Annotated in this window: 18 protein-coding genes; 5 read left to right on the top strand and 13 right to left on the bottom strand. The window is 59.7% G+C overall.

Annotated features, from left to right (window positions below; genetic code table 11):
- Window positions 1-177 precede the first annotated feature (177 nt).
- Complete coding sequence (locus HX613_RS14955) at window positions 178-1041, bottom strand: NAD(P)-dependent oxidoreductase (protein WP_235346047.1); 864 nt, start codon at window positions 1039-1041, stop codon at window positions 178-180.
- Complete coding sequence (locus HX613_RS14960) at window positions 1038-1913, bottom strand: oxidoreductase (protein ID WP_235346048.1); 876 nt, start codon at window positions 1911-1913, stop codon at window positions 1038-1040. The genes HX613_RS14955 and HX613_RS14960 overlap by 4 nt, the downstream gene beginning before the upstream one ends.
- Before the next feature lie 157 nt (window positions 1914-2070).
- Here HX613_RS14960 and HX613_RS14965 point away from each other — a divergent pair, with 157 nt between their 5' ends.
- A complete protein-coding gene (locus HX613_RS14965; protein ID WP_235346049.1) occupies window positions 2071-2919 on the top strand; it encodes a helix-turn-helix domain-containing protein in 849 nt (282 codons plus the stop codon).
- 854 nt (window positions 2920-3773) lie between these two features.
- On the opposite strand, the gene HX613_RS14970 is transcribed toward HX613_RS14965, so the two are convergent.
- From HX613_RS14970 to HX613_RS15000, 7 genes are all read right to left on the bottom strand, one after another.
- Window positions 3774-5177: an MFS transporter gene (locus HX613_RS14970; RefSeq protein WP_235346050.1), complete on the bottom strand. Its 1404-nt coding sequence runs from the start codon at window positions 5175-5177 to the stop codon at window positions 3774-3776.
- 44 nt (window positions 5178-5221) lie between these two features.
- Window positions 5222-6124 (bottom strand): amidohydrolase family protein, encoded by a 903-nt coding sequence (locus HX613_RS14975; RefSeq protein ID WP_235346051.1) that lies wholly within the window; start codon window positions 6122-6124, stop codon window positions 5222-5224.
- Between the two features lie 151 nt (window positions 6125-6275).
- Window positions 6276-6506 (bottom strand): DUF3500 domain-containing protein, encoded by a 231-nt coding sequence (locus HX613_RS14980; protein WP_235346052.1) that lies wholly within the window; start codon window positions 6504-6506, stop codon window positions 6276-6278.
- 172 nt (window positions 6507-6678) lie between these two features.
- Window positions 6679-7689 carry a VOC family protein gene (locus HX613_RS14985; RefSeq protein WP_235346053.1) on the bottom strand — a complete coding sequence of 337 codons (1011 nt, stop codon included), beginning with the start codon at window positions 7687-7689 and terminating at the stop codon, window positions 6679-6681.
- A 19-nt stretch (window positions 7690-7708) separates the two neighbouring features.
- Window positions 7709-8392 carry a 4-carboxy-4-hydroxy-2-oxoadipate aldolase/oxaloacetate decarboxylase gene (gene ligK / locus HX613_RS14990; protein WP_235346054.1) on the bottom strand — a complete coding sequence of 228 codons (684 nt, stop codon included), beginning with the start codon at window positions 8390-8392 and terminating at the stop codon, window positions 7709-7711.
- Window positions 8393-8446: 54 nt separating this feature from the next.
- Window positions 8447-9469, bottom strand: a complete 1023-nt coding sequence (locus HX613_RS14995; protein WP_235346055.1) for an amidohydrolase family protein — start codon at window positions 9467-9469, stop codon at window positions 8447-8449.
- A complete protein-coding gene (locus HX613_RS15000) occupies window positions 9466-10671 on the bottom strand; it encodes a 4-oxalomesaconate tautomerase (protein WP_235346056.1) in 1206 nt (401 codons plus the stop codon). The genes HX613_RS14995 and HX613_RS15000 overlap by 4 nt, the downstream gene beginning before the upstream one ends.
- Window positions 10672-10876: 205 nt before the next feature.
- Between HX613_RS15000 and HX613_RS15005 the strand changes: the two genes are divergently transcribed.
- The 3 genes from HX613_RS15005 to HX613_RS22740 all read left to right on the top strand — a co-directional run bounded on the left by HX613_RS15005 (window position 10877) and on the right by HX613_RS22740 (window position 13947).
- Window positions 10877-11509, top strand: coding sequence for a GntR family transcriptional regulator (locus tag HX613_RS15005; RefSeq protein ID WP_235346062.1), 633 nt, complete (start codon window positions 10877-10879; stop codon window positions 11507-11509).
- A 184-nt stretch (window positions 11510-11693) separates the two neighbouring features.
- Window positions 11694-13046 (top strand): MFS transporter, encoded by a 1353-nt coding sequence (locus tag HX613_RS15010; RefSeq protein ID WP_235346057.1) that lies wholly within the window; start codon window positions 11694-11696, stop codon window positions 13044-13046.
- 118 nt (window positions 13047-13164) lie between these two features.
- Window positions 13165-13947 carry an NAD(P)-dependent oxidoreductase gene (locus HX613_RS22740; RefSeq protein ID WP_328284968.1) on the top strand — a complete coding sequence of 261 codons (783 nt, stop codon included), beginning with the start codon at window positions 13165-13167 and terminating at the stop codon, window positions 13945-13947.
- A 379-nt stretch (window positions 13948-14326) separates the two neighbouring features.
- On the opposite strand, the gene HX613_RS15020 is transcribed toward HX613_RS22740, so the two are convergent.
- From HX613_RS15020 to HX613_RS15035, 4 genes are all read right to left on the bottom strand, one after another.
- Window positions 14327-14515, bottom strand: a complete 189-nt coding sequence (locus tag HX613_RS15020; RefSeq protein WP_328284967.1) for a DMT family transporter — start codon at window positions 14513-14515, stop codon at window positions 14327-14329.
- A gap of 256 nt (window positions 14516-14771) precedes the next feature.
- Window positions 14772-16028, bottom strand: coding sequence for an integrase catalytic domain-containing protein (locus HX613_RS15025; RefSeq protein WP_235346059.1), 1257 nt, complete (start codon window positions 16026-16028; stop codon window positions 14772-14774).
- Window positions 16029-16313: 285 nt separating this feature from the next.
- Window positions 16314-16592, bottom strand: coding sequence for a hypothetical protein (locus tag HX613_RS15030; RefSeq protein ID WP_235344961.1), 279 nt, complete (start codon window positions 16590-16592; stop codon window positions 16314-16316).
- A gap of 77 nt (window positions 16593-16669) precedes the next feature.
- Entirely contained in the window at window positions 16670-18022 is a 1353-nt protein-coding gene (locus HX613_RS15035; protein WP_235344962.1) for a TRAP transporter large permease subunit, read from the bottom strand.
- Between the two features lie 480 nt (window positions 18023-18502).
- Between HX613_RS15035 and HX613_RS15040 the strand changes: the two genes are divergently transcribed.
- Complete coding sequence (locus HX613_RS15040) at window positions 18503-19936, top strand: MFS transporter (protein ID WP_235346060.1); 1434 nt, start codon at window positions 18503-18505, stop codon at window positions 19934-19936.
- Window positions 19937-20121 lie beyond the last annotated feature (185 nt).

Here is a 20121-nt window from a genome sequence, read left to right on the forward strand (position 1 = left end):
TTGGCCGCCCCATTTTCGTCAGTCCCACAAATGGCGAACCGCTCAGCTATTCGACGTACCCGTCGAATCATCGGTCAAATTGAGCCGCACCTGCAGTCGAGCCGACACTCCGACCGAACCGAAGGTAACCTTCGGAACCATTAGGGAAAGTAGAAGGCATCTCTACAACCGTCTAGCTCATTGGCTGCGTTCGTGCGGGTTGAGCTGGTCAGTAACCTGGCGCAGCCGACTCGCGCCAGAAAGGCCGCGCGCGGTGGTTTCAGTGGGGTCGGCGCCCGTCTCGCGCAGCGCCTGATCGAAGATCGCCATGTCGATTGCCTGTACCTCGCTGAGATGCTCGACAGTGTCCACGGTGATCATTGTATTGAACAGACCGAGTGCGGCACTGTTCGCGCTCCCGAGTTTGAGAGCTTCGACGAGCCGCACGGCATCGGCACCTGCGCTGACCGCGAGTTCCAGGGTGTCAGCGATCGAGGCCTGGTTCATCATGAGCAGGGCGTTATTGAACAGTTTGGCGAGCTGTCCAGCGCCGCTGCCGCCGAGATGGACGATGTTCGTTGCAAAGGACCTCAGCACCGGTTCGACGCGCCGCAGCGCATCTTCCGATCCTCCGACAAGCGTGGTGAGCCTGCGCTCCTCGGCGGCAGTACGGCCACCGGAAACCGGGGCATCGAGGACATCGACACCCCGGTTCGCAAGCAGTTCGGTGAGGCGCTGAGCGTTGCCCGGAGTTCCCGTGCCGTGGTTGATGAGGACTGTCCCGGGGCGTAGCGATGGCAGCATCTGCTTGGTCAGCGTCAGCACGTCGTCATCGGTTGCCACGCACAGGGACACGATGTCGGTGGCTGCGGCCAGGGTCTCCGGGCTCGGCTGCGCAATGTGCGGGGCGTCGCCCAACCTTTCCAGAGAGGCGGTTCGGCGTGCCCACACGTGCAGCTCGAATCCGGCTTCGGCGATGGCGGTGGCCATCGGCAGTCCTTGGTCCCCTAGTCCGAGGAATCCGACCGCGGGGTGGCTGGCGCTCGATTTGGAGTCCGTCATACCCCCACGTCCTCCAATTCTGTGAGCGCGTCCTCTGGCAGCTCGAGTTCGGCTGCGGCTAGGTTCTCGTGCAGGTGAGCGACCTTTGAGGTACCGGGGATCACGACGATATTCGGCGAGCGTTGCAGCAGCCACGCGATCGCGACTGCCTTAGCGGTAGTGCCCAGGCGCTCTGCGACTGTGTCGAGCGCCCCGGACTGGACGGGGTTGAAGCCGCCGAGTGGCCAGAATGCCGTGTATGCGATGCCCTGCTCATTCAGCGAGGCGATCAGCGCCTCGTCTCCGCGGTGGGCGACGTTGTACCAGTTCTGCACAGTCACGATCGGGGCTATGGACCGTGCTTCGGCGACTTGGTCGGCGTCCACGACGGACACGCCGAGGTGTTTGATCTTGCCCTGTTCGCGAAGCTCGGCGAGAGCACCGAACGGCTCGGACAGGGAACCCGGGACAGCGGAGTGGCCGTCAGGGCCGCCGCCGACGCGGAGGTTGACGATGTCGAGAGCCTCGACGCCGAGAGTCGTGAGGTTCGACTCGACTTGTTCTCGCAGTTCCTTCGGGGAGCGGGCGTGCGGCCATCCACCGTTGTCATCGCGGACTGAACCGACCTTCGTGACGATACTCACTCCGTCGTACGGGGCGAGTGCCTCGCTGATGATCTCGTTGGTAGTGTGCGGACCGTAGAAGTCGGCAGTGTCGATGTGATTGACGCCCGCTTCCACGGCGGCGCGCAGCACTCGAACGGCTTCATCGCGGTCAGCTGGCGGCCCCCAAACACGCGGGCCTGCGAGCTGCATCGCACCATAACCCATCCGGGTGAAGGCGATGCCCTGGGAAGAGACGAAGGTACCGCCGAGCGTGTTCTTGGTAACCATAATGGTGATGTCCTTTCATTCATTCTCGGACAGAGGATCTATCCGACGAACCTGAATCAAGATTCTCATTTGCAACAAACAGTGGCCAGAGCCCCCGTGCGCCTAGGAGTGACAGGGACAGTGTCCGTTATGACTCACGCGGAATATCATGGAAGGTATGACGGACACGATGAATTTGTTGGGCGAGTTCCTGCGTGCCCGGCGCGGACTTGTCACACCTGAACAGGTAGGCATCCCCGTATTCGGCGTTCGCCGTGTGCCCGGCCTGCGCCGCGAAGAGGTGGGAATGCTCTCGGGCATCAGCAGCGACTATTATCTTCGCCTCGAACAAGGCCGCGACCGGAACCCCTCTGCGCAGGTGCTCGCGTCGATCGCCCGTGTGCTCCAGCTCGACGAGGCCGGAACCGCGTACATGTTCTCCCTCGGCGGCGGTCAACCACGGCTGGCCCGGCGGCGGCTCCTCAACGAGGATGCCCCCGTTGGCATTCGTGTTCTCATCGACGAAATCGGAATGCCCGCCTTCGTGGAAGGGCGATACTTCGACGTGCTCGCCGCGAACCAACTTGCCGCAGCGCTGTCTCCGCGCCTGGTTCCGGGTGGGAACCGTCTGCGAGACCTCTTCCTGGATCCCGTTGAACAGAGCCTCTACCCCGACTGGGACGAAGTCACCGCGCAAATCGTCGCGGGCTTTCGCGAATCCGTCGGCACCGACGTTGACGATCCCGGGTTCGTAGATCTGGTCGGCAACCTGTCCTTGTCCAGTCCCCGCTTCCGCGAGCTGTGGGGGCGACACGACGTCGCACCGCGAGAGAGCGAGACAATGTCCCTCAACCATCCTGACGTTGGATTACTCGTCTTGTACCGCGAGAAGCTTGCCATCGGTGCTACCGGGCACATGCTCGTGGTTTACCACGCTGAACCCAATAGTGACAATGCAGAGAAGCTCGCTCTAATCAGCTCCTACGCCCTGCAGACCCAGGAATCAAACACCCAGCTCAAGCCCTAAGTGACACGGAACCACAATGGTGTCGAACGATCATCCGCCCACACCAAGCAGTGGAGAGGCTTGGCGACTTGCTGCGACAAGCTCGCGACCGCTCGGCGGCCGCTTCACCCGGATGCTCGACGACGCGGGTGAGCTGCTGCGACGCTACTGCGACAGGAACTTCGATACGTCGAAATTCGCCACTCGCTTGCCCGAGTTCAGCGCAACCACGTACAGGGAGAGCATCTCTGTCCTCCCTGACGAGATGGCTCAATGAAGCTAGGCAGTCGCACCCTGGGGCCGCGAGTTCAACACCACGTGCTCTCGTCACGAGAGTTGGACTGCTTCACGCTCCCTGCCCCCTTTCTGCGCACTGAATTCATTGCGCAGCACCTTACCGCTTGATCCGGACTGAATCCTTGAACCTCTCGGCCGGATTGGGCTGCTCCTTGAGGGTTACGACAAGTTGGCGAGACAGAAGCATCTCATCTACTTATCATTTCCAAGGTCAGAGCCGTACGACCGTGACAAGTACGCTGGGATCCTACACTTTTTGTAGGTTCTCGGATTTCGTGTCGGAATCTCAATTTCATGTCGGAGCGAGGAAGCTACAAGCATGACAACGGAGACGTTGTTGAACACGGACCCGATGGATCTCACCGAGGAGGGCAGCTCCGCAGCTACGACCGTGGGTGGGGCTGTGGACAGCACCCGGCTTTCGAGGTGCCATCTTGTCCGATCCCCCAGACTATATGCACCTCAGCGTAACTACGAACTCGCCAGAGGCCGTTCTGCCTCCGGCGAGTTCGTTCGTCGAATTGGATCGTGTTTTCAAGTGGTCGGGTCGCCCAGAAGACTCAGCCGACTTTTTCCTGTCAGTACTCGTACCTTCCAGTCGTGATAGAGCGGATACTCGCCGAAGCAACCTGCGGCGACTCATTCTCTGGCCCTTGGGCTGAGTGTTCAACCTTGGTCTTGCTGCCGACCAGGGCCAGGACAACGGCACCAATGAACCATGTGCACGCGATGAAGATGAAGACCGAGACATAGCCAGACGAAGTGTAAAGTCCGGCGATAACCAGTGGTCCAACAGCGTTGGAGAGACGACCAACACCATAGGCGATTCCCGTTCCGAGGGACCGCGTTCGAGTGTCGAAAAGCTCGGGGGAATACGCGTAGGCCAACGAGGTGTAGCCACGCTCAAACATGTTGACCAAGAAGCCGAATACAACCACCATAATCGGATTAAACGTCAAGCCGTAGAGAAGACCCGCGATACCGATGGCCGTTCCGAAGATGACGAGCAACCATTTGCGCTCGAACTTGTCGGTGATAAAAGCTGCGAGCAGAGAGCCCAGAGGAGCGCCAATAGTTGCCAGAGCAACGTAGAGGATTGAGTCCTCGACACTGATGCCCTGCTTCGAGAGCAGAGTCGGTGCCCAGCTCGAGTAGCCGAAGAATCCGACGGTCTGAGTTACCCAGAGGACGACAAGGACTAGTAGCGGCATGAGATATCGGCGCTGCATGAGAGTGCGGAAGCCCGACTTCTTCTGCTCCTTGACCTCGGCGACGGGCGGTGCCGGGGCAGAAAGCTGCCCAGCCAGATCAGAGATCTTGGACTCCATTTCGCCGAGCACTGCTTCCGCGCGGCCAAACCGTCGTTTGCTTTCGAGCCAAATCGGCGATTCAGGCAGATGCCGGATCAGGAAGAGAATGACCACGCCGAGGGTCCCCCACAGAAAGACCAGCCGCCATGACCAGTCAGTCAGAGGGACGACTGCGCTGGCGATGAGGTTTGTCACCGGCGTACCGCAGATTCCAACGACCATCGCGTAGGCGAGGTACTTGCCCCGCACTTTGGCGGGGAAGATCTCATTGACATAGATCACGGCGACCACGGTCATCGCCGAGAGGCCTCCGCAGGTGAGGAACCGCAGAACTCCCATCGAGGACATGTTCCACGAGAATATTGTGGCCGCTGAGAACACCGAGAACCACAGCGTCGAGTACAGGAATGCCATCTTTCTGCCGGCCCGGTCTGCCAGCCACCCACCGAGCAGAGAGCCGATGAACATTCCGACGAACGAGATGGAGGTGATGTATGCAACGTGGTTAACATCAAGATCCCAAGCTTGGGCGATCTTCGGCGCTGTCGTCGAAAAGGTGTTGATGTCGGCGAATTCGAAGAAGTAGGCAACCGCGACGACGATGATGATCAGTTTGTGATACCGCGTGATCGGCATCCTGTTGATCCGATTGGCGGAGTTGGTGGTTTCCATGGTGGCAGAAGTTCGCTTCCGTATGAGGCCGGGTCGAGTAGAGCTCAGGCCCAGTACAGGTCGATGGGATTGTCGACCAGGAGTTTGTGGAGCTGGCTGTCCGAATCAGTGATTTGAGCCAGATAGTTGAGCATCGCTGCATCATCCGGCATGTGTGATTTGAGGTTGGGGTGTGGCCAGTCGGTGCCCCACAGCACACGATCGGGCTGCTCTGCAATGAGGCGACGGGCGAAAGGAGCGACGTCTGTGTAAAGCTCCTGCTTCCCCGGTCGTGCCCACGGGCCATCCAGCGTCAATCGCTCGGGGCAGCCGACTTTTACCCACGAATCTGTCCGGTCGACAAAGGAGAGGAAACGGGAGAAATCAGCTCCTGTTGTGCCCGCAGACACGTCAGGTCGACCCATGTGATCGATGACGAGGGGCACTGGAAGTTCGCGGAAGAAGTCCTCAAGGTCCGCGAGATCATGCTGTTCGAAGTAAATCACGATGTGCCAGTCGAACTGTCTGATCTTGTCCGCGATGAGTCTGAGCTCTTTATATGGAGGGTGGTCGACCAGTCTCTTGACGAAATTGAAGCGTACACCTCTGACCCCGAGTTCGTGCATTTCCGCCAGCGCTGACTCATCGATGTCCGACGTCAGTGTGACAACACCGCGGGATGCATCTGGGTCGGACCGGAGCACGTCTAGTAGCGCTGAGTTGTCGGAGCCGTGGCAGGTGGCCTGGACGACGACGCGGCGGGCGAATCCGAGCTCTTGGTGAAGTTCGAACAGGTCAGTTTTGGACGCGTCGCAGGGTGTGTACTTTCGCAGAGGCGAAAACGGGAAAGTGTCGCCAGGGCCGAAAACGTGGCAATGGGCATCGACTGCGCCCGCCGGGAGGATGATCTGCGGTGTTGTGCGCTGCTTCTCCCAGTGGAGCCAACCCGGAGAGGGTGCGAAGGGCATCGTTGCCGCCTTTCTGTCTTTCATCGTCGGTGACTCGGGCCACTTTACATGTTGACATTTTTGTTAACAACCTCAGGGGGATGATAGGAGCGTAGCAACCCGGCCCGCATGAGCCGCTGTTGCGGATCATGCGGGCCACATGCGTTGGCGACTATTCGTCGCCACCCTGCCCCGATACGTCCGACGCCAGGTCCGCGGGCGGATTCTCGCCGTCCTGTGGGGACTGTCTTGCACCATCGGGGAGCTGCGCTCCATCGCCGGGAGCTTCGCCTCCGCCGGGCATCCCCATTCCGGAGCCCTCTTGCTGTTCGACGCTGTCGGCGTAGTCGTTCGAGGGGTCTCCGTAGATCGTGTGGATGTGACCCCACCCGGCGGTGGTCACGCCGTCGACGTCGGCACCGGCAGATCCCTGCTGACCAGGGATGCGCCTGCCCCAGCCCTCGGGTCTGCACTCGAGAGAGGCTTTCCTGCACAGCAGACGGCTCCGCCAGCGGGAAAGCAGAATCCCTGCCGGCGGACCCGTCGTGTGTTTGCGCCTGGCATCCCGGGCCGGACTATGCCTTCAGCCTGTAGGGGCGGCCTTCCATGGCGGCCCGGTCGATCTCTTCCTGGTTCTCGACATAGGGGGTGCCGTGGGTGTGGAAGGTGGGGACGGTCTTCATGCCCCAGGCTTGACCTCTCGCGCGTTCCGCTTCGCTCCATTCGACGACGGGCCAGTCCGGGTCGAGTATGAGGCGGGCTCCGGCGTTGGCGAATTCGATGCGGTTTCCGCCCGGTTCCCAAACGTAGAGGAAGAAGGTCTGATTGATCGCATGTTTGTAGGGGCCGTATTCGATGAAGATCCCGTTCTCGAGGAAGATGTCGGCTGCTTTGAGAATGTCCTCTCTTGTGTCGGGCGAGAACGCGAGGTGGTGGAACCGGCCGCGTTCCTTCGTCCAGTCGTCGGAGTAGACGACGTCGTAGGACTTCTGCTGGAAGCGGTACCACCAGGCCCCGTAGCCGCCGTCGTCGAGGGCGACGCGTTCGGATTCGCGGGCCATCATCACATCTCGCCAGAATTCGCCCGAGGCGGTGACGTCGGCCGCGAGGTAGTTGATGTGGTCGAGGCGGCGTGCATTGATGCCATATCCGGGGAACTTCGCGGCCTGGTTCTTCAGGGCGGGGCGATCCGCGTCGGTGGCCGCGTAGCGTTCGGTGTCGTAGTAGATGGCCATCAGGTGGCCGTCGGGGTCTTCGAATTCGTAGGAGGCTCCGACGCCGACTTCGGGTTTCTTCCACCCGTGGCCGAGTCCGGTGGCTTCGATGGCTGCGACTCTGCGGTCGAGGGCCTCCGGGCTGGAGGCTCGGTAGAGGGTGCGTCCGACGCCGTTGGTGTGGGAGGCGGTGAGTTTGATGGTGTAGAGCTCGTATTCGTCCCAGCAGCGCAGGTAGGCGGAGTCGCCGATCCGGGCGACCTCTGTCATTGCCAGCAGGTCGGTGAAGAAGCTCAGGCTCTCGTCGAACACTGGGGTGAAGAGTTCAACTGCCCCAAGATGGGAAACATCGAAGTTCTCATAGTTCGTCATGGTGGTGCCCCTTTCTGCGTCAGTCGAGGTAAGTCAAGCCAGCCTGGGCAAGGGGCTCACGCATCTTGTAGAGATCGAGACCGAGGGAGCCGTTCTTGAAGTCCTGTCGCTTCTGCGCCTCGTTGTCTGTGCGCTTCTGGGCGGCCTCGGCCACGGCGGAAACTCGCCCCTGAGGGACGACGACGACTCCGTCGTGGTCGGCGACGATGACGTCTCCCGGGTGGATGAGTGCGTTCGCGCATACGACGGGGACGTTGACGGAGCCGAGCGTGGCTTTGACGGTGCCCTTGGCGTTGATGGCTCGGGAGAAGACGGGGAAGTCCATCTCTTCGAGTTCCGTGGTGTCGCGACAACCGCCGTCGATGACGAGTCCCCTGGCTCCGCGGGAGCGCAGTGATGTGGCAAGGAGCTCACCGAAGAATCCGTCTTCCGATTCGGTGGTGCAGCCGGCGACGACGACATCGCCTTCCTGGACCTGTTCGGCCGCGACGTGGAGCATCCAGTTGTCGCCGGGCTGGAGCAGCACGGTGACTGCGGGGCCGCACATTTTGGCCTGCGGGTAGATGGGGCGAATGTATGGGCGCATGAGGCCTACGCGGCCCATGGCTTCGTGGACGGTGGGGACGTCGAATCGGCTGAGTCGCTCGACGGCAGCTGGGTCAGGACGGTCGATCGTGGTGTGAACGATTCCGAGATCGAACATGGTGCCTACTTTCTGATGAGTGTGATTCTTGTGCGGTCCGCGCGGGTGACGGTGTCAGAGTCCTTGGGCCTGCAGGTGGGCATCGAGGCGTGGATAGACACGGCGGACATTGGTTTCGAAGATCTCGGAGCGAGTCTCTTCTGAGATGTCGGCGGCGTTGATGTATCGAACTGTGTCTTCGTAGTAGTGGCCGGTCTCCGGGTCGACTGTGCGTACGGCACCGATCATCTCTGATGCGAAGAGCACGTTCTCCGTGGGTATGACAGTCAGCAGTTCGTCGATGCCGGGCTGGTGGTAGACGCAGGTGTCGAAGTACAGGTTTCCCAGCAGGTGCTCGCTCAGGTCCGGCTTGCCCAATGCTGTGGCCAGCCCGCGGAATCGCCCCCAGTGGTATGGAGCGGCGCCGCCTCCGTGAGGGACGACGAGGTTGAGCTCGGGGTACCGATCGAAGAGGTCTCCTTCGATGAGCTGCATCACTGCGGTGGTGTCGGCGTTGAGGTAGTGGGCACCGGTGGTGTGGAAAGCGGGATTGACCGATGTGGAGACGTGGACCATAGCGGGCAGTTGGTATTCGATCATCGTCTCGTAGATCGGGTACCAGCTCGGATCAGTCAGTGGGGGAGCAGTCCAATGTCCGCCTGAGGGATCAGGGTTGAGATTGACGGCGACGGCGCCGTTCTCGTCTGCACTTCTCTTGATCTCATCGACGCAGGTCGCCGGATCGACTCCCTGGGACTGTGGCAGCATCGCCGCGGGAGCGAATCGTTTCGGGTAGAGACGTGCAACTCGTGCGCACAGATCGTTGCAGACTTTGGTCCAATCGCTCGAGACCTCGAAATCTCCGAGGTGGTGGGCCATGAACGAGGCGCGCGGGGAGAAGATCGTGAGATCGATTCCGCGTTCGTCCATGAGTTTGAGTTGATTCGATTCGAGAGATTCGCGAATCTCATCATCGGTGATCGCGGGGCCGGACTTGGGCAGTTCCTCGCCCGCCTCGAAAGCGGACAGCTGCCGATCTCGCCATTGACCGAGTGGAGTCGGTGCGGTCGTGTAGTGGCCGTGACAATCGATGATCATGGGTGGATTCCTTCTGTCTGTGCTTGTTTGCTGTGTACGGATGCGGTTTCGGTGGGCGAAGCCGGCCTCGCCCACACGCTCCGTGGGACGAAGACCGAACCCGCCATGAGGGTGCGCGCGGTGCGAACCAGACCGGAGCGAACGACTTCGTCACCGTCGAGACGCATCTCGACGGGAAACACACCGGAGGGGTGCTCGATGAGCAGTTTGCGCTCGGGCCCTGACCCAGGCTGTGAGACGGTGGCAGCGACGGTGCCGTCCATGCAGGCGGCTGTGGCGATAGTGAGAGCAGCGAGGACGCCGATCGATTGGTGAACCGTGTGTGGAATGAAGCTGCGCGTATTCAGAGCCGCCCCGCTGCTCGAGGAGGAGACGAGAGTCATCTTCGGGTAGCTCTTATCCGTGACGTCGCCGAGGCCCATGAGCGGGCCAGCTTGCAGACGTAGATGCTCAAGTCCCTTTTTCAGCTCGACATTCTCTGACAGCTCTTCGGGAGTCTCGTCGCCTCTCACGCCGAGGTCGGATGCCCTGATGACGACAGCGGGCTGCCCGCTGTCGATCAGCGTGGCGTCGATGCCACCGCCATCCTGTCGAGTCAGCGTATCCGTGCGGTTACCGGTCGGGAGGAGCCCGGGCGCGATCGACCCTGCAGTGTCTCGGAAGAGGATGGATATCGGGGATCCGGAGCCGTTAACGCCGTCGATGGTGGTTTCACCTTCATACTCGACCGTGCGCCGACTGCTGTCGGGGAGCTGAGGCGTGCTCACTGTGATCTCGGCGACGAGATTCGTGTTGAGCGTCTTGACCGTAGCAGTCGTCGTCGTGCCCTGAGGTGATATCAGACCGGTTTCAATAGCGAAGGGCACCACCGCTGAGAGCATGTTTCCGCAGTTTGCTTTGGTCTGGACGCTCGTCTCGTCAGGTTGCAACTGCGCGAACGTGAAGTCGAGATCGACATCTGGGTCGTCGGAGGCGGATACGATGCCCACCTTGCTGGTCAGCGGATTTCCTCCCCCGAGACCGTCGACTTGGAGAGGGTGGGGGCTACCCATCGCGGAGACCAGAACCGAGTCGCGCATGCTGGTTTCCGGAGGAAGATCGGAGGCATGGAAGAATGCACCACGTGAGGTTCCTCCTCGCATGAAGAGCGCTGGAATGGCGGTCTGGGAACTGAGTGTATTGCACGGGTGCGGATCGGGCATCTTTGCAAACCTTTCGCTGACGATAGCGACAGTCTAAATGTTAACAATCAAGTTGACAATATAGAGGTTTCTCGCTGTCGCACGTATCATCCCAGTGATCTGAAGTAGTCTGAACGACAATTGATGACGGAAGTGAGCGAATATGACCGACAGCCCTGAGCGCTCAGGAGATGGCGTCGCCCATGCGGAAAAGTCGACGAAGCGCATGTCCGCCGTTGAACTCAGCAGTCGCCTGCGTGAGGCGATCATGTCGGGCGATTTGGTGCCGAATCAGAGATTGGTCGAATTCGACATCGCCGAGGAGCATGGCAGTTCGCGCGGAAATGTGCGGATCGCACTTTCGGAGCTGACCGTCGAGGGCTTGGTGGAGAAGGTGCAGAATCGTGGAGCTCGCGTGCGTGCCGTGTCGCTGGAGGAAGCCATCGAAATCACCGAAGTTCGTGGTGCCATCGAAGCGCTCTGTGCCAGGCGAGCGGCTGAGAGGATTCAGGAGGACCAGAAGCAGCGCCTGCGCGAGATTGGGGCGCGTATGACAACTGCGGTGGAGGAGGGTGACCGAGAAACCTATTCGGAATGCAACCGCGACCTCCATTCGACTGTCATTGAGATCAGCGGACAGCAGATCGCCGCTCAGACCATCAAACGACTCCGAGGGCAGGCTGTGCGCTTCCAGTATCGATTGGCGCAGAAGCCGGGGCGGCCCGCCGAGTCCCTACCGCAGCATCTCGCCCTCATTGAAGGCGTGTGTGCGCAAGATCCGGACGCTGCGGCCTCTGCCATGCAGGCGCACATCAGCAGCGTGGCGCGGGCGATCAGGGCGATCGAAGCGTCCAAATGAATCGATGCGCTCGAATGCTCAACACAGTAGATCCCTCTGATTTCTGAGGTTGACTGCAGAGACACCTAGCAGATGTTTATTGTTGACCTAATTGTTGACAATACTTCGTGCTCCTGGTTCACTTCTAGCTGTCGGCGTGTGCCGAAGCATTTCTCAACGATGAGCCAGAAATTAGGAGCCGATCATGATGTCTCCGGTCTCACTGAACTCCGAAGTGAAGACGAGCGGGAGAGGTCTCGCCACAGTGATGATCCTTTCGTGGTTAGCTGTCTTCTTCGACGGCATCGACACATTCATGTATGGGGCGACGATTCCCTCGATGACTGCGGACGCAGGCTTCGGAATGACCGATCTGCACGCTGGAAACATCGGGTCATACGCCACGTTCGGCATGCTGATAGGGGCCCTGTGCGCGGGTGTGATGACCGACGCCATCGGCCGTCGTCGAGGAATCATCATCTGCACAATCATCTTCTCTGTAGCCTCGGCCGGGTGCGCGATCGCTCCAGCCGCCGGGACCTTCGGGGTGTTTCGGACTATTGCAGGAGTTGGTCTCGGCGGGCTTCTGCCGACGGCGATCGCGATGGTGTCCGAGTTCGCTTCAGATCGCCGACGGAACCTGTCGATCGGCATTCTCATGACTGCTCACCAGGCGGGTGGGATTATCGCAGGTTTCCTCGGAATCACCGTGCTACAGACGTTCGGGTGGCGCTCGATGTACTGGGTCGGAGTTATTCCTCTGATTCTCCTTGTTCCGCTGATCTTCGCCTTGCTGCCCGAGTCGCTGAGTTTCCTCGTTGCCAAGGGTAAGTACGACAAAGCGCAACTGACTGCGCAGCGTCTGGGGATGGAGGTTCCTGCGGCACCGGCAAAGGGCTCGGCAGACAAGGGATCGTTCTTGAGGAACCTGGGCCAGCTGTTCCAGCGTCGCAACGGCGCCATCACGCTCCTGTTCTGGGCAGCGTCGTTCGGAGGTCTGCTTCTCGTCTATGGTGTGAGCACATGGTTGCCCAAGCTCATGGCCGCTGAAGGCTATGCTCTCGGCTCCTCGCTATCATTCCTCATCGTCATCAATCTCGGCGGAATATTCGGGATGTTGGTGGCCGGGAGAACTTCGGACTCGTTGGGAGCCGTCAAGGTGTCCATGCTGTGGTTCCTGGTCACTGCTGTCGCTGTTTTCCTGCTGAGCATCAAAATGCCGCTCGCACTGACGTATGTCGTGGTCTTCATCGCCGGATTCTTTCTGTTCAGTGCGCAGACCATGGTGTATGCCGCGGTGGCGTTCGTCTTTCCGACTCGGACCCGTGGTTCGGCAATCGGATGGACGACCGGCATGGGACGGTTCGGTGCGGTATTCGGGCCATGGATGGGCGGCCAGCTGTTGGCTCTCGGCCTCCACGATTGGGGATTCGGCGCTTTCGCCGCCTTCGCCATCCTCTCCATGATCATGCTCCTCGCCATTCTCTTCATCACGAAGTCCACGGGAGGTCGAGCGGTGGACTACTCGCCAGAGACGAGTATCGGTGCCTCCGCGTGAACCGCGTTTCCTCGCCGGCCCAGCGTCCTGCTGAACGGGCGCTGGTGATGATGGCCGCTCGGTCCCATTCCTCTCAGCGGGTTCCACAGCGTCTTCGGTTGGAACTCGAAACTCGACAATTAGGAGTAGATCAATGATGACGACTGCAATTCTTGGACTGGGCGAAGCCGGTAGCCTGTATGCTGCAGGATTCCTCGACTGTGGCTTTACCGTCCACGGGTACGATCCTTTCGTCTCAGGCACGCCGGAAGGAATTCGCAGGTTCGATTCGCTGGAGGATGCTGTTTCGTCTGCTGATCTCGTCATCAGCCTCGTGGGAGCGTCGGTATCGAAGAAGGTGGCGGACGAGGCACTTCCGTTGGTGCCCGAGGGCGCCGTCTTCGCAGACTTCAACACAGGGTCTCCTCAGGTCAAGAAGGCCGTCGCTGATCGAGCGAGCGAATTCGGTGTTCTCTTCGCGGATGTTGCAGTCCTGGCCCCGGTCCCGCGGGCCGGGGTTCTCACCCCGCTGACGGTCAGCGGCACGGGCGCCAGCGCATTCACCTCGGTAATGGAGCCGACGGGCACCGAAATCGATTGCATCCACGGTGCAGCAGGCGATGCCGCGTCCCGCAAGCTGTTACGGAGCGTTTTCATGAAGGGCCTGGCTGCTGTCGTTCTGGAAAGCGTCACCGCCGCTGAGGCCGCTGGTCAGGCTACTTGGCTGCGCGATCAGATCGTGGCCGAACTCGACGGAGCCGGTGACGAATTGATTGAGCGGCTCGTCACCGGCTCCCGCAAGCATGCGATCAGGCGAGCTCATGAGACTTCTGATGCCGCTGCATACCTCGACGACCTAAACGTGCCGAATTGGTCGACTGCCGCTGCGAATGCCTGGTTGTCCTCTCTGGCGGATTCATAGGGGTCGTCGGCGGAAAAGGGCAAGTTGGTCGGCAAAAACACCTGGCAGACCGTATCTCAACCCTTCACTATTAAGGGGCGAGCCAAGCTGTGTTGGTATGCACGCTAAGCGTTGCCGCCAAGTATCGTTACGAGGTCCCGACAGGTGTCTTGGTAGCGTTAAGGAGAGTCTCGTGGCCATATTGGCCGCAAAGTCGTGCATCATGCTGTCCGTTGTCGGCCTGGCTACGAGTGTCTTGGCGGCGAGCACAATGGTGCGGCGGCGAGGAAGAGGCGAAGTACAGAGAAGAACTCGTCCCTCGTTTATGCGTAGCTGCGAGCGGTGCAGTCGAGGTTCCGAGCGAGGCACCGCTCGCTCTCTGGGTTCGAGCGTGGAGCTGTCAGAGAATTGGAGCCACACAACCCCGGAGATGATCACTGCGAGCCAGAAACGCCTTGGGCCGGGTGAGAGTCCCGTCGAAGAACATCGGGCCAAGTGCGGCTGCACCGACGGTTCCGATGCCGGTCCATACTGCGTACCCGATGCCGACCTCAATGCACCTGAGCGCGACACTGGGGAAGAACATCATCAAGGGGTCGACGACTGCGTACCAGAGTGGGTTGGTGAAGCCGACACTGCTGTTGACTGACAGAGCGTTCGTTCAGCCCCAGACGATGGGTGTCGTCATCCACTTGCCGAGGTTGGAGTCTATCGCTGAGACGAACGCGGCGACCTGGTCCTACGTATAGCTCGGAATCGCGCTCACATGACTCTCCTACGTAATGCCTCATGTCAATATGCCCGCGAAATGTTCTCGATGCCTCACATAGATTTGCCCGCGAAACCTACCCAGTCTTGACTCGCACGCCCTTGCGCACATCCGGCAGGGCTGACGGGAACGAAGCCAGATAGAGTTGCTCGGTCTTCGTGCTCGATAGAACCAGCAATCGGTCCTGGATCCGGGCGATCTCAGCAGCGATCTTCGCCGGGTTGAGACTGTCCCGATACGCCGTCATGTCCTTCACCTGTTTCGGGGACAAAACACCGGCGTCCAACAGCCGGTCGAAGGGTGTCCGGGGAGCATCGTAGACACGTTTACGTCGCCCATTGCGCGTCGACCCATACCCAGTGGGTTTGATCGTGGGCATCAGATAATTCACACGATCATTGACCAAGTGCCATAACCGGTTAAGCGCTCGTCGTTCCAGGTCAGTGTCGTAACGGTAGTAGAACCCATACCGGCGCACGACGTGGTTGTTCTTTGACCAGGTCGTGGCCTGATCGTTCTTCTTGTACGGCCGCGACCGCGTGAAATAGATACCCCTCGACCCGGCCCACTCGATGACGTACTGATTGAGGAACTCCGACCCGTTATCGAAGTCCAAGCCAGTGATCTCAAACGGAATCTCACGAGCCGCTGTCTTCAAACCCGCCAGGATATTCGTATGCGCGTTGTTGCGCACGGTACGGGTAAACGTCCACCCCGTATGGAAATCGGTGAGATTGAGTGTCCTAGCGAATTCCCCCGATTCGACGGGACCGCAGTGGGCGACGGTATCGCCTTCGAAGAAGCCGGGTTCGTCTTCGACGTCGTCACCGGCGCGGCGGATCGTGATCGCTGAACGCAGCAGGCTCCCGGGCTTCGTTGTCGAGATCCCATTGATTGCGTCTTTGGCCCGTGTGGGCCCCAGGTACCGGTCGATCGTGGCTGGGCTCATTGCCAGCAGTTCCTTGCGCACCGTTGTGGTGTAACGATCCTGACCGAGGACGAGCTCGTGATGGGCTTCGAGGAGATCGAGGAGGATACGCATCGTCGCGTGAAGGTATTTCCCGCACTGGCCGCCCGAGATCGCCCACACACGCTGAAGGATCTTCACTGCGTCATAGGAGTATTTCCTGGACCGGGGCTTCCGGTGCTGTTTCGTCACCTGTCTGCCTGGTCCTGGCGGGTGCTTGGCTGCCTGGGTCAATCGCCGTCGAGCATTGTCGCGAGTCCAGCCGGTCACCGCGACGACCTCTTTGAGAACAGCCCCTTTGTTCTTCTTCGAGGCTTTCTTGTATTGCCTGGCGTATTTCGTGGTGATCTCTGCGCGAGTCGCCATCGACAGTTCACTCCCCATAGCTTCCGAGGGTCCACCATTTCGCGGGCAAAAGTATATGAGGCACCGAGGGTGGCATCCGGGCTGTCTATCTGAGTCTTGCCGTCCTATTGAAAATGTGTGTACATGCGTTTAGATTGTCACCTGCACCTACTCTGCCAGGCACGAGCCCTCCCGAAGCGGAGGACCTATGTCAAGGCAGGGCCCCTCTCGGAACGGAGGACCTATGTCAAGGCAGGGCCCCTCTCGGAACGGAGGACGCGTGCTTGACAGAGCCCGCAAACGGGGTCAGTCGGACGTGTCCCATTTCAGTACATAGGCGATGGCGAACCCTGCCAAGCCGGTAATTGCTGCGCAGGCCGTAGTCGGCGCGAAGAGTACATCCATGGCGCCTGAGACCAGCGTCTGCTGAGCAAAGAGCGCACCGGCCAATTGGGTTAGCACAAGTACCGTTCCCAAAACGAGGAATGCTACGAGCGTGATCTTGAAGAGCAGAAGGAGCAGCCACGCCAGAAGCGCGCGGATCCCGGTTGGCGTGGTGTCATCCTGAGAAGAGTTCTCGGACATTGTCGGACTCCTTGTTCGAATCTGTAGGTATGGTCAGTTGATGGAGAACGTCAGTCGAGGCTGATCGTTCAGGTTGTTCAGGCGATACTGAAGATCGGTAGCAGGCCGAGTGCGACCAGTGAGCCCAAAATGATGGTGGGTATCACGAACCAGAGAATGAGTCTGACGAACAGCTTTCCCGGATCGACTCCTGCGATGCCGGAGACGATATAGATCGGTGCTGCTCCAGGAGGGGAGCAGCCTTCGGTTGCGGAGAACAGAAGCACAGCCACTGCAGCAGGGACCGGGCCAGCTCCAGCTGCGGTCAGCGCCGTGAAGGCAACCCCGCCGACTGCGGCAATGGTTGCGGTTGACGTCAGTGGCGCTGCTAGCAGGACTACCAGCGAGCCGACAGCAAGTGCGACGACGAGGCCAGGCGCCTCGATTCTGCTCATGAATACCGCGAGGTCTTCCGAGAGTCCCAATTCGCCCAGCGCACTGGCAGCGGCGAAAGCGAAGAACAGCGTCGCACCGACGAGAGAGTATTGGGGGGCAACTTTATCGAGTAGCTTGTTCCAGCTCTTCGCCGACCGAGGCAGGTGCTTTGCGCCCACCATCAAGCAGGCCAGAAGGATCATGACCGGGATCCACACGATGATACTGATTGACTCAAAGGTCTCTGCTCCCAGGCGTCCAGTGAGCCAATCGGCTCCCGGGCCGACCGTCAGCAGCAGAGGGACGGCGATGCCAATGTAGATGAACAGCGAGGTCCATCCTTGGCGAATGGCCGCCTTGAACGGCTGGATGTCAGCCCGTTCGACCTTGTCGACGCCGTAGATGCGGATCCATATAGTGACAACGATCAGTCGGTACAACAATGCCCAAGCACCGCCGCAGAAAAGACCGATGAACAACTGATCTGCTGCAACGAACGGAGCGACCGCGGCCGAGCCGAGAAGCACGAACATCGAGGACGAGGGCGGGAAGCTGGGGCCGAGTCCGGAGCTTCCGGCGACCAACGAGGCCGCGATCTCCGGTTTCCAGTTGGATCTGGTCATCCACGGGATCGTCACTGATCCGACCGCTGCGGCGTTCCCTGATCCGGAACCGGAGATCGTGCCGAATAGCGCAGATGCCACTGTGGACACATACCCCGCTCCGCCTCTGACGCGGCCGAAGACAGAATTGAGAATCTCCACCTGCTTCTCCATGAGCCCCAGCTCTTTGAGCATGAAGCCCATGAATATGAACGCTAGTGCGGCGAACACGACCTGTTCCTGCAGCGCATCAACTATGCCGGTACCAAGGATCTGGAAGAAGTCTTTGCCGCCGAACAAGCAGACGACGACGAAGCCCAGCAACATGGACTCGCCGATATTGCGTTTGATCACCACGTTCCACACGATGATGAAGGCCAAGTAGGCAACCATTGCCCAGATGGAAAGGGACATAGAGAGTAATCCTGTCGGTCGTCGATGCGAACAGAGCAAAGCTGTCGAACACCCGCTGAATGAGATCGGAAGCCCAGTGCGCAATCAAGGGCAGGGTCGAGTGCATCCGTGCACTCAAAGCTCTGTCGATGGTGTTGGCCCGGTGTCAGCTTCTCCTTTGAGCGGTGTCGAACCTTGCGATCGCTTCGCAAATCTCGTCATTGGAATTGCTACAGGCAAGTCAAACAGTGCCCAGTAGAGATTGTCAACAATACTGCAAGCAAAGTTAGTAACAATACCCCGAGGGTGCGCAGCTGGCTCATGGTCGCTCCATGTCCTGCGGGGTTGACGCGCAGGACCCAGGGGCAGACGGATCCTGCTCGCGGACCGACTGAAGATCGCATGCGGATCTGTACTCGAGTTCTATGTTAACAAAAATGTTGACAATCATAACCTGTTTGTAGATTATTGAGAATGTTCAGTTTCCAATGAGGGGGTTCCATGACAGAGTCGTCACCTACGCCGCAGCAGGGACCGCCCCCTGTCGTTGTCGACGACGAGGGGCGTCAGCTGACGCTGAGTACAGTTGAGATGCGCAGAATCTTGGCGTCGAGCTTCATCGGATCTGCGATAGAGTTCTATGACTTTCTCCTCTACGCGACGGCATCGTCAATCGTCTTTGCCTCTCTCTATTTCACCGGATTCGGCAGCGGAAGTTTGGCGGTATTCGCTTCATTCGCGACTCTTGCTGCAGGCTATTTGGCTCGGCCGCTCGGAGGAGTGATCTTCGGGCACTTCGGCGACCGACTCGGTCGGAAGAAGACCCTTGTGCTTTCAATGATCATCATGGGAAGTGTTACCGTCATCGTCGGACTGATGCCTCCTGCATCGATGATCGGCATCATTGCTCCGATCTCTTTGTTGGTCCTCCGGGTGATTCAGGGCATCGCTGTCGGCGGTGAGTGGGGTGGCGCTGCGCTCATGGCGCTGGAACATGCACCCAAGGCCAAGCGGGGATTTGCCGCGTCATTCGCCAATGCCGGTGGGCCGGCCGGGGCTGTGCTTGCGACTGTCGTCATGTCTGTCATGACCGTGCTCACCGGCGATCAGTTCGTTGTGTGGGGCTGGAGGATCCCGTTCCTTCTCTCTGCGGTGCTCATCGTCGTCGGCCTGGTGATCAGGTTGAAAGTGTCGGAGTCGCCGGTGTTCCAGACGCTCGAAGAAGAACATGACCGTCGACGGATTCCGATCTTCGATGTGCTATGCAACCATCTGAAGCCTGTTCTCATCGGCTTGGCAGTGGCTGTGGCGTGTTACACGACGCAATCGCTTGTCACGGTGTGGGGAGTGTCCATGGCTGTCGATGCGGGCGAGGACAAGACGTGGGTGCTGAACTGGAAGGCCGGTGGCTCCCTCATCATGATTCTCACCTGCTTCGTGTCCGCACGCCTGAGCGACAGGATCGGTAGGGCGCGCATGATCTTCATCGCCTGCTTGGTCGTTGCGGCTTCTGCATTTCCCATAACGTTTCTTATCGGATCGGGTCGCATCGAGATGTTCTCTGTCGCGATTCTTTTTGGACAGGGAATCGTTCAGGGGCTCATCTACGGTCCGATCTCGGCATATGTGGCAGAGCTGTTTCCAGCGTCTGTGCGCTACACGGGCGCGTCCGTCGCCTACCAGGGAGCAGCGGCTCTGGGCGCAGGAATCACTCCTATGCTCGCTTCGGCTCTTATGCTGCTTCCGTTCGGAGGTCTGTGGTGGGTCGGCACAATTTGGGGCGCTGGTTGCTCTGTTCGGTGCCCTGGTCGTCGCGCTTCATCAAACCGCGATAGATCCCGAGAACAAAGTCCGGGCACGCTCTCAGCAATTGGAATCGACCACTATCGCCTGAGACGCTCATTCTGTGAGGCGACTCGCCCGGGTTCAGAGTAGACTGAGCCCGGGTGATTTCGCATTGAGGCTGGCGACTAACGAGGACCCGCGACTCCCCCAATGAGCGAGAGTCAGGGGTGCCTGAACTCCTCCCCCGGGCGACTACACGGCAAGGTATCGTACTCTCCATCATTTCCTTAGCACCACCAATAGCCAATTCAGGATCTGCGGGAAGGGCAACAGAC

The organism is Brevibacterium sp. UCMA 11754, from assembly GCF_021532275.1.
Taxonomy (GTDB): domain Bacteria; phylum Actinomycetota; class Actinomycetes; order Actinomycetales; family Brevibacteriaceae; genus Brevibacterium.